This window comes from Arenimonas sp. (genome assembly GCF_022842045.1).
Taxonomy (GTDB): Bacteria; Pseudomonadota; Gammaproteobacteria; order Xanthomonadales; family Xanthomonadaceae; genus Arenimonas.
Window position 1 is genome coordinate 1 of the sequence record NZ_JALHQI010000092.1, and the last position, 9,332, is coordinate 9,332.

The window sequence follows — 9,332 nt, forward strand, 5'->3', positions numbered from 1 at the left end:
GGCATCGGGCAGCAGCGCGCCGTCCAGCGCCGGACGCGAGCGGCCGCCGCTGAACACCGCCCACGCCGGGCGGCGCTGCACCAGGCCGAAGCCATCGACTTCCAGCTCCCCGGTGGCGCCGCGCAGCTGCGCGGACGGGTCGCGCGCGAGCATGTCGGCATACGCGGCCAGCTGCCACGCATCCATGCCGAAGGCGAACAGGCGCGCACCGCCGCCCTGCGCGCTCGGCAGCGAACGGCCCAGCGACTCCGCGTCCGGCATGCCGCCGCGCAGGCCGAGCAGCCAGGGCAGCTCCGGGTACTCGATGCCATCGAGCTCCACGTCCATCCGCAGGTTCGCGCCCGAGAGGATCAACGAGGTGGCGACGCGCGCCACCCCCGGCATCCCGGCGGAGTCCATCTGGCTGGCGAGCAGCCGCGCCTGGGCCGCGCGCAGCGGCTGGAACACGCCGTCGGGTCGGCCACCGGCCAGCGCCTGCTGCAGCGCCGGCACGTAGTCGGGATTGGCGTCGGTGACGACCACCTCGGCGATGATCTCGCCGCCGCCGGCGCGCAGCCGTTCGCGGAAGCTCGCCAGGGCGCGGTTCGCGCTTTCGTCGGCCTGCGTGACCACCAGGATGCGGCGCATGCCCCGGTCCAGCAGGCGCTCGGCCGCGGCCACGCCTTCGTCCTCGGGAGCCAGCGCGAAGGTGGTGCTGCCCGGCGGCGGCGCGATGCCGCCGCGGTTGAGCGCCACCACCGGCAGCTCGAGTTCCGGCAGCGAGAACAGCTCGTCGACCTGGTCGCGGGCCAGCGGCCCGACGATCATCTGCGCGCCGTCGGCCTGCGCCTGCGCCAGCGCGCCGCGGACGCCGCCGGCGCCGGCGGTGTCGTAGAAGCGGAGCTCCGGCCGCCGGCGGTTCTCGCCGTAGTAGCCGGCCAGCAGGCCATCGCGCACGCTCTGTCCGGCGGCAGCCAGCGGGCCGCTGAGCGGCAGCAGCGCCGCAAGGCGCTCGGGCGGCCGGTAGCCGTCGCGCTCGGCCGGCGGCAGGGCGTCCATGCCCGGCGCCGAGGCGTTGCGGTCGTAGGGTCGCGGCAGCGGCAGGCCGCGCTGGGTCAGGGCGCGGCCGGCGAACAGGTAGAGCGGATGCCCGGCCGGCAGCGCCGCGCTGCCGGCGGCGAGCTGGTCGTCGGGCAGGGCGCGCAGCAATTCGTCGATGCGGCGCAGGTTGTCGGTGCGTGCGGCGCTTTCCAGCGACGCGTTCATCCAGGCCCGCTCGCCGGCGGCATCGAAGGCGCGGCCGGTGGCCTCGAGCGACGCGGCGCGGGCGGCATGCCAGCGCGCCCGCAGCGGCGAAGGCACCGATTCGCGCGAATGCGCGAGCCGCGCCAGCGCGGGGGCGTGGCGGCCGGCGGCGACGTCGAGTTCGGACGCCAGCAGGTCGTGCAGGAAGGCATCGCGGCCCTCGAGCCGGCGACGGTTGGCCTGCGCCAGCGCTTGTGCCGCGGCCCCCGTGTCGCCCGCCAGCCAGTACTGGTCGGCCGCACGCAGCCAGCTGCGCTCTCGGGCACTGCCGCGGGAGCCGCCTGCTTCGGCGGCATAGGCGCGGGCCGCCTCCAGGTGGCGGCCATCCCCGGCCAGTTGCGCCGCGGGACTGGCGACGGCAGGTTCGCCCGCCGGCGCGGAGGGCGTGACGGCCACGCTGGCGCAGCCGGAAAGCAGGGCAAGGGCCAACAGCAGGAAAGCGGATCGCAGCATGGTCGGGGGTCCGGGTGGATGAAGCCGCTAAGATGATACCCCGGTGCACAAGGAGGGCGCGGTCATGGCAACGACCCGGGCGGGGACGCTTTACGTGGTGGCCACGCCGATCGGCAACCTCGGCGACCTCGGCGCGCGGGCGCGCGAGGTGCTGGCGGCGGTGGATGCGATCTGCGCCGAGGACACCCGCCACACCCGGCAGATGCTGGTGGCGCTGGGCATCGAGCGTCCGCTGCTGGCGCTGCACGAACACAACGAGGGCGAGATCGCCTGGAAGCTGGTGGAGCGCCTGCGTGGCGGCGAATGCCTGGCGCTGGTGTCCGACGCCGGCACGCCGCTGGTCAGCGACCCCGGCTACCGGCTGGTGCGCGAGGTGCGCGCGGCGGGCCTGGCGGTCAGTCCGATCCCCGGCGCCTGCGCTGCGATCGCGGCCCTTTCGGTGGCCGGCATCCCCAGCGACCGCTTCTGCTTCGAAGGCTTCCTGCCGGCCAAGGCCTCGGCGCGCCGCGAGCGCCTGGCGGCGCTGGCGCGGGAAACCCGGACGCTGGTGTTCTACGAAAGCTCACACCGCATCGAGGAGTGCCTCGCAGACCTGGTCGCGGCGTTCGGCGCCGATCGCGAAGCCGTCCTCGCACGCGAACTGACGAAACTGTTCGAAACGGTGCTCGGCGACACGCTGGAATCGATCGTCGCGAAAGTCGCGGCCGACGACAACCAGCGCAAGGGCGAGTTCGTGCTCGTCATCCGCGGTTGCGAAGACGACACCGCGGCCCGCCTGCTCGAAGGGCAACGCCTGTACGCCAAGCTCGCCGAGCACCTCAAGCCGTCGGTGGCGGCGAAGTTGGCGGCGGATATCAGTGGGGCGCCGCGGAAGGGGCTTTATGGGGGTGGCGGAGAGGCGGGGGGCTAGGAAGGGGAGCCAGGAAATAGTGAATAGGAGATAGGAAATAGTGAAGGCGAGAAACCGCGAGCCCCTGCTTTCACTATTTCCTATCTTCTCTTCACTATTTCCTTTTCACTCTTCCCCGGCCCTGCCTTCCTCGCCGCCAATCCCCCAGCCCCGCCCGCATCATGAGACAATCCCGCCCGGCGGAGTCGGTCAAGGCAGTCGCGTCGCAGCAATGCGCCGAGGAAAGTCCGGGCTCCACAGAGCAGGGTGCCAGGTAACGCCTGGGCGGCGTGAGCCGACGGAAAGTGCAACAGAAAACAAACCGCCGAACGGCCCGCAAGGGTGCGTGGTAAGGGCGAAACGGTGGGGTAAGAGCCCACCGCCCGGGGGGACAACGCCCCGGGGCACGGCAAACCCCACCCGGAGCAAGACCAAATAGGGGTGCTATGGCATGGCTCGTGCCGCACCCGGGTTGGTTGCTTGAGGCCTGCGGCGACGCAGGTCCCAGAGGAATGACTGTCCACGACAGAACCCGGCTTAACGACCGGCTCCGCCACTTCCACCCACGTTGCACCCCGTTTGCGCAGATTCCCCGGGCCCGGCCCCGGGCACGGGCGGCCTTGGCCCCGGCCTGGCGAGGCGGACCGTTTTGTCGACCGGCTCACAGGTTTGGATCAAATCCATGTGAAACAACACTTGCCCAACGGTTCTTAAACAAGACTCTCAAGTTTCGCGCAAAGTCTTGATCCGCCTAGCGAATTTCCCCTGTTTTTGTCCTTGACAGCCCCCGGGGGCAGGACTAACGTGGGCTTCCGAGGGAAATCCGGGTTTTTAGTGGGTTTCGGTGGATAAGGGCTGATCCGAACTGATGTTCCAGGGCGAAACCGCAATCACGATCGACGACAAGGGCCGTCTGGCGATTCCCACCGCCTACCGGGACCTGGTCGCGCGCGCCTGCGCCAATCGCCTGGTGGTCACCTACAACCCCTACGAAGCCGGCTGCCTGTGGCTGTACCCGGAAGCGGCCTGGGAGAAGGTGCGTGACCAGGTCAACGCGCTGCCCAACGCCAAGCGCGTGCACCGCAACCTGCAGCTGAAGCTGGTCGGCGCCGCCACGGTGGTCGAGCCGGACGGGAGCGGCCGCGTGCTGCTGCCGGCCAGCCACCGCAACGCGGCGGCGATCGAGAAGAAAGCGGTGCTGCTGGGCATGGGCGGCAAGTTCGAATTGTGGAGCGAGCAGGCGCACCTCGCGCAGATCCGTCAAACCATCGGGGAAGACGAGATCAGCGAGGACATGCTCGACCTCAGGCTGTGACGGACATGGCCGGGATGCGGGAAGGCACGCAGCCCAGCCATCTCCCGGTGATGTTCGGGCAAGCCCTGGACGGGCTGCGTGTGCTCAGGGATGGCAGGTATCTGGATGGCACGTTCGGGCGTGGTGGCCACGCACGCGGCGTGCTCGACCGGCTGGGGCCGGATGGACGGCTGTTGGTGATGGACAAGGACCCGGAAGCGATCGCCACCGCCCACGTGCTTGCCAGCGCGGACGCGCGCGTCCGCGTGCGCCGGGGTTCCTTCGCCGGCCTGGCCCACTGGGACGAAACGGCCGAAGGCCTCGACGGCGTGTTCATGGACCTGGGCGTGTCCTCGCCGCAGCTCGACGTCGCCGAGCGCGGCTTCAGCTTTTCCAAGGACGGCCCGCTGGACATGCGCATGGACCCGGACTCGGGCGAGAGCGCGGCGAACTGGCTGGCCCGCGCCGACGAGCGCGAGATCGCCGACGTGCTGTGGACCTACGGCGAGGAAAAGCTCAGCCGCAAGATCGCCCGCACGATCGTGGCGCGCCGCGACGAGACCCCGCTGCTGCGCACTGCCCAGCTGGCCGAGCTGATCGCGTCGGTGGTCGGTCGCGGCGACAGCAAGATCCACCCGGCCACCCGCAGCTTCCAGGCCATCCGCATCTTCATCAACCGCGAGCTCGAGGACCTCGAGCGCGGGCTGGACGCGGCGCTCGAACGCCTCAAGCCGGGCGGCCGGCTGGTGGTGATCAGCTTCCACTCGCTGGAAGACCGCATCGTCAAGCAGTTCATCGCCCGCCATGCCAAGGCGCCCCCGGGCAACCGCCGCATGCCGGTGGCGCAGGACTTCACCCCGGCCCTGCGCGACGTCAGCGGCGCCCTGCGCGCCGAAGCCGATGAAACCGCCACCAACCCGCGCTCCCGCAGCGCGGTGATGCGCGTGGCCGAGAAGCTGCCGGCCGCGGAGGCGAACGCATGAGCCCGCGCCTTTTCGCCCTGCTGCTGATGGTGGTCGCCGTGCTCGCGAGCGCGGTGGCGGTGGTGTACTCGCGCCACCTGCATCGCCAGGCTTACATCGCGCTGTCCACGCTCGAGCACGAGCGCGACGAGCTCAACATCGAATTCGGCCGGCTGCAGCTCGAGCAGGCCACCTGGTCCGAGGCCAACCGCATCGAGCAGGTCGCCGGCACCCGCATCGGCATGAAGTACCCGGCCGAGACCGACATCGTGGTGCTGCGGCCATGAAGCTACAGCGCAGCAGCTACAGCCTGCGCCACCGCCTGCTGGCGGTCGGCGTCGTGATGGGCCTGTTCGGCGGCGTGCTGGTGGCGCGCGCGGCGCACCTGCAGCTGATCAATCCCGAGTTCTACCAGCAGCAGGGCGACGCCCGCTTCCTGCGCGAAGTGCCGATCCCGACCTCGCGCGGCATGATCACCGACCGCAACGGCGAGCCGCTGGCAGTGTCGTCGCCGGTCGAGTCGGTATGGGTGAACCCGCAGGAGCTGCTGCAGCATCCCGACCGCCTGCCCGAGCTGGCCGATGCGCTCGGCATCCCGCGGGAGGTGCTGCTGCAGCGCGTGACCCAGCGCGCGCACAAGGAATTCCTGTACCTGCGCCGGCACATGAACCCGGACCTGGCGGTGGAAGTCACCGACCTCGGCATCCCGGGCGTGTACTCGCAGCGCGAGTTCCGTCGCTTCTACCCGCACGGCGAGGTGATGGCGCACGTGCTGGGCTTCACCAACATCGACGATCACGGCCAGGAAGGCCTGGAGCTGGCCTTCGAGGACTGGCTGACCGGAACCGAAGGTGCCCAGCAGGTGATCCGCGACCGCCGCGGCCGCATCGTCGAGAACGTCGACCTGATCAAGGCCGCCGAGCCCGGCCGCGACCTGATGCTGTCGATCGACCGCCGCATCCAGTACCTGGCCTACCGCGAACTGAAGGCGGCACTGATCGAGCACGGTGCCAGCGCCGGCTCGATCGTGGTGCTGGACGTGCCGACCGGCGAGATCCTGGCCATGGTCAACCAGCCGTCGTACAACCCGAATGCGCGCGAGTCGGCCACCACCGACGCCCAGCGCAACCGCGCCGTCACCGACGTGGTCGAGCCGGGTTCGGTGATGAAGACGCTGACCTTCGCGGCGGCGCTCGAGAGCGGCAAGTTCACCCCGGAAACCCCGATCGAGACCGCGCCGGGCTACATGACCCTGGCCGGTGGCCACCAAATCCGCGACTTCCGCAACTACGGCACCCTGACCCTGACCGGCGTGCTGACCAAGAGCTCGAACCTCGGCGCCACCCTGGTCGCGCAGCAGCTCAGCAACGAGCACCAGTTCGACATGTACCACCGCCTGGGCCTCGGCCAGCCGAGCGGCAGCGGCTTCCCGGGCGAGTCCTCGGGCGTGCTGCGCGCGCCGAACACCTGGGGCCCGGCCGAGAAGGCGACCATCAGCTACGGCTACGGCCTGTCGGTGACGCCGCTGCAGCTGGCGCGCGCCTACGCCGCCATCGGCAATGGCGGCCGCATCAACGAAGCCACCTTCGTGAAGGGCGCCAATGCGTCCAGCCAGCAGGTGGTCGACCCGGCCATCGCCGCGCAGCTGATGCAGATGATGGAGACCGTGACGGGCCCGGAGGGCACCGCGCGCCGCGCCGCGGTGCTGGGCTACCGCGTCGCCGGCAAGACCGGCACCTCGCGCAAGGCCAGCGGTGGCGGCTATGCCGCCAAGCGCTACGCGGCGGTGTTCGTCGGCCTGGTGCCGGCCAGCAAGCCGCGCTTCGCGATGGCCGTGGTGATCCACGACCCGCAGGGCGAGGAATACGGCGGCGGCGCGGTGTCGGCGCCCATCTTCCACAACGTGATGGACGGCGCGCTGCGCCTGATGGACGTGCCGCCGGACAACATCGAACAGTGGTTCGCGGCGCAGGCGCGCAAGACCGCGCCCAAGGCCGCCACCGTGGCCGAGGCCCCGCCGCCCGCCGCCGGCGGCGACGCCGCGGGAGCGCTGCGATGAGCCGCGCCATGCCGCTGCACGATCTGCTGCAGGGCGAACCGGTGCTGCCGGCCGCCTTCAACCCGGTGCTGCGCGGCCTGACCGCCGACAGCCGCGCGCTGCGCGCTGGCGATGCCTTCATTGCCCTGGCCGGCGCCAGCACCCATGGCCTGCGCCACGCCGGCCAGGCGCGCGCGGCCGGCGCCAGCGTGATCCTGTTCGAACCGCCGGCGCCTGCGGGCGAGGCAACCGGCGACGACGCCGTGGCCGTGCCCGGCCTGCGCGCGCGCCAGGGCGAGCTCGCCGACCGGTTCTACGGGGCGCCCTCGCGCGCGCTGGCGGTGGCCGGCGTCACCGGCACCAACGGCAAGACCTCGACCGTGCAGCTGCTGGCGCAGGCGCTCACGCTCGGCGGCGTCGTCGCCGGCAGCATCGGCACGCTCGGCGCCGGCCTGCATGGCCAGCTGGTCGCCGGCGAGCGCACCACGCCGGACGTGATCGCCGTGCACCGCCTGCTGGCCGAGATGCGCGACGCCGGCGCCACCCACGTCGCGATGGAGGTCTCTTCGCACGCGCTCGCGCAGGGGCGGGTGGACGCGGTGGCCTTCCGCATCGCGATGTTCACCAACCTCACCCGCGACCACCTCGATTTCCACGGCAGCATGGAAGCCTACGGCGCCGCCAAGGCGCGCCTGTTCGACTGGCCCTCGCTGCAGGCGGTGGTGGTGAACCTCGACGACGCCTTCGGCCCGGGCCTGCTCGCCCGCGCGCCCGCCGCGGCCCGCCGCATCGGCCTGAGCTCGCGTGGCCATGCCGGCGCGACGCTGCGCGCCGAACGCGTGGCGCTGGCGCCGGAAGGCCTGCGCTTCGACCTGGTCGAAGGCGGGTCCTGCCTGCCGGTCGCGTCGGCGCTGCTGGGTCGCTTCAACGTCGACAACCTGCTGGCCGTGGCCGGTGCGCTGCGCGCACTGGACTGGCCGCTGGACGCCATCGCCGCGATGCTGCCGCGGCTGGCGCCGGTGGACGGCCGCATGAGCCGCGTCGGCGGCCGCGACGGCCAGCCGCTGGTGGTGGTGGACTACGCCCACACGCCCGATGCGCTGGAACAGGCGCTGGCCAGCCTGCGCGCGCACACGCCGGGTCGCCTGACCTGCGTGTTCGGCTGCGGCGGCGAGCGCGACGCCGGCAAGCGTCCGCAGATGGCGGCCATCGCCGAGGCGGGCGCCGACCGCGTGATCGTCACCGACGACAATCCGCGCCGCGAGGATGGCGACGCCATCGTCGCGCAGGTCCTCGCCGGTTTCCGCGACCGCGGCGCCGTGCAGGTCGAGCGCGACCGTGCCCGCGCGATCGCCGCCGCCCTCGCCGGTGCCGGCCCCGCCGACGTGGTGCTGGTGGCGGGCAAGGGCCACGAGGCCTACCAGGAAGTGCAGGGCGTGAAGCACCCGTTCGACGACCTCAAGGTCGCGCGCGCCGCGCTGGAGGCCCGGGCATGAGGCCGGTGCTGCTGTCGCAGGTCGCGCGCTGGGTCGAAGGCCGTCATCTCGGCGCCGACGTCGAGGTGACGTCGGTCGGCACCGACACCCGCACGCTGGCGCCCGGCGGCCTGTTCGTCGCCCTGCGCGGTGAGCGCCACGACGGCCACGACCACGTGCAGCAGGCACTCGAGCGCGGCGCCGCCGCGCTGCTGGTGCAGCGCGAGGTCGACTGCCCGCTGCCGCAGGTGCTGTGCGCGGACACCGAGGACGCCTTGGGCGAGCTCGCGGCGGGCGTGCAGCAGGGCCGCCCGGCCGTGGTGGTCGCGATCACCGGCAGCAACGGCAAGACCTCGGTCAAGACGCTGGTGCTGGCCATCCTTTCCCGCGCGGGCAAGGCCTTCGCCAACCCGGGCAATTTCAACAACCAGATCGGCCTGCCGCTGGCCGTGCTCCAGGCGCCGGAAGACGCGCGCTTCGCCATCTACGAGATGGGTGCCGGCCAGCCGGGCGACATCGCCTACCTGGCCTCGATCGCGCCGCCGCAGGTGTCGATCGTGAACAACGTGATGCCGGCCCACCTCGAACGCATGGGCAGCCTGCTGGGCATCGCCGAGACGAAAGGTGCGATCTACGAGGCGCTGCCCGACGACGGCATCGCGGTGGTGAATGCCGACGACGCCTTCGCGCCGTTCTTCATGCAGCGCATCGGCGCGCGCCGGGTGCTGCGCTTCGGCCTGGAGAACGACGCCGACGTGCGCGCCACCGCGCTGGCCGGCGACGCCGAGGGCAGCCGCTTCCGCCTGCATACCCCGGCCGGCGACGTGGACGTTGCGCTGCCGCTGGCGGGCCGCCACAACGTGATGAACGCGCTGGCCGCGGCCGCGCTGGCGCTGGGTGCGGGCGCCTCGCTCGACGACATCGCCGCCGGGCTCGC

At 71.9% G+C, this 9,332-nt stretch carries 8 protein-coding genes and 1 other RNA gene; 8 read left to right on the forward strand and 1 reads right to left on the reverse strand.

The genetic code is table 11. From position 1 onward, the window contains the following. Nucleotides 1–1,737 (reverse strand): penicillin-binding protein activator (locus tag Q0C12_RS13805; RefSeq protein WP_290891166.1); only part of this gene is annotated, 1,737 nt, incomplete at its 3' end. 64 nt (nucleotides 1,738–1,801) lie between these two features. Here Q0C12_RS13805 and rsmI point away from each other — a divergent pair. From rsmI to murF, 8 genes are all read left to right on the forward strand, one after another. After that, nucleotides 1,802–2,647: a 16S rRNA (cytidine(1402)-2'-O)-methyltransferase gene (rsmI, locus tag Q0C12_RS13810; protein WP_290891168.1), complete on the forward strand. Its 846-nt coding sequence runs from the start codon at nucleotides 1,802–1,804 to the stop codon at nucleotides 2,645–2,647. A gap of 181 nt (nucleotides 2,648–2,828) precedes the next feature. Further along, nucleotides 2,829–3,182: RNase P RNA component class A (rnpB, locus tag Q0C12_RS13815), an RNA gene on the forward strand. Between the two features lie 312 nt (nucleotides 3,183–3,494). After that, nucleotides 3,495–3,941 (forward strand): division/cell wall cluster transcriptional repressor MraZ, encoded by a 447-nt coding sequence (gene mraZ / locus Q0C12_RS13820; protein ID WP_290891170.1) that lies wholly within the window; start codon nucleotides 3,495–3,497, stop codon nucleotides 3,939–3,941. A 14-nt stretch (nucleotides 3,942–3,955) separates the two neighbouring features. Further along, complete coding sequence (rsmH, locus tag Q0C12_RS13825) at nucleotides 3,956–4,903, forward strand: 16S rRNA (cytosine(1402)-N(4))-methyltransferase RsmH (protein ID WP_290891181.1); 948 nt, start codon at nucleotides 3,956–3,958, stop codon at nucleotides 4,901–4,903. Further along, nucleotides 4,900–5,169: a cell division protein FtsL gene (gene ftsL, locus Q0C12_RS13830; protein ID WP_290891173.1), complete on the forward strand. Its 270-nt coding sequence runs from the start codon at nucleotides 4,900–4,902 to the stop codon at nucleotides 5,167–5,169. The genes rsmH and ftsL overlap by 4 nt, the downstream gene beginning before the upstream one ends. Beyond that, a complete protein-coding gene (locus tag Q0C12_RS13835; protein WP_290891175.1) occupies nucleotides 5,166–6,941 on the forward strand; it encodes a penicillin-binding transpeptidase domain-containing protein in 1,776 nt (591 codons plus the stop codon). Before ftsL ends, Q0C12_RS13835 begins: the two co-directional genes overlap by 4 nt. Then, nucleotides 6,938–8,416 (forward strand): UDP-N-acetylmuramoyl-L-alanyl-D-glutamate--2,6-diaminopimelate ligase, encoded by a 1,479-nt coding sequence (locus tag Q0C12_RS13840; RefSeq protein WP_290891177.1) that lies wholly within the window; start codon nucleotides 6,938–6,940, stop codon nucleotides 8,414–8,416. Before Q0C12_RS13835 ends, Q0C12_RS13840 begins: the two co-directional genes overlap by 4 nt. Then, a partial coding sequence (gene murF, locus Q0C12_RS13845; RefSeq protein ID WP_290891179.1) for a UDP-N-acetylmuramoyl-tripeptide--D-alanyl-D-alanine ligase occupies nucleotides 8,413–9,332 on the forward strand: 920 nt, incomplete at its 3' end. The genes Q0C12_RS13840 and murF, both read left to right, overlap by 4 nt.

Coding starts and splice junctions, on each gene's coding strand:
- mraZ (WP_290891170.1), top strand. CDS start 3,495: ATGTTCCAGGGCGAAACCGCAATCACGATCGACGACAAGGGCCGTCTG.
- rsmI (WP_290891168.1), top strand. CDS start 1,802: ATGGCAACGACCCGGGCGGGGACGCTTTACGTGGTGGCCACGCCGATC.
- Q0C12_RS13840 (WP_290891177.1), top strand. CDS start 6,938: ATGAGCCGCGCCATGCCGCTGCACGATCTGCTGCAGGGCGAACCGGTG.
- Q0C12_RS13835 (WP_290891175.1), top strand. CDS start 5,166: ATGAAGCTACAGCGCAGCAGCTACAGCCTGCGCCACCGCCTGCTGGCG.
- rsmH (WP_290891181.1), top strand. CDS start 3,956: ATGCGGGAAGGCACGCAGCCCAGCCATCTCCCGGTGATGTTCGGGCAA.
- ftsL (WP_290891173.1), top strand. CDS start 4,900: ATGAGCCCGCGCCTTTTCGCCCTGCTGCTGATGGTGGTCGCCGTGCTC.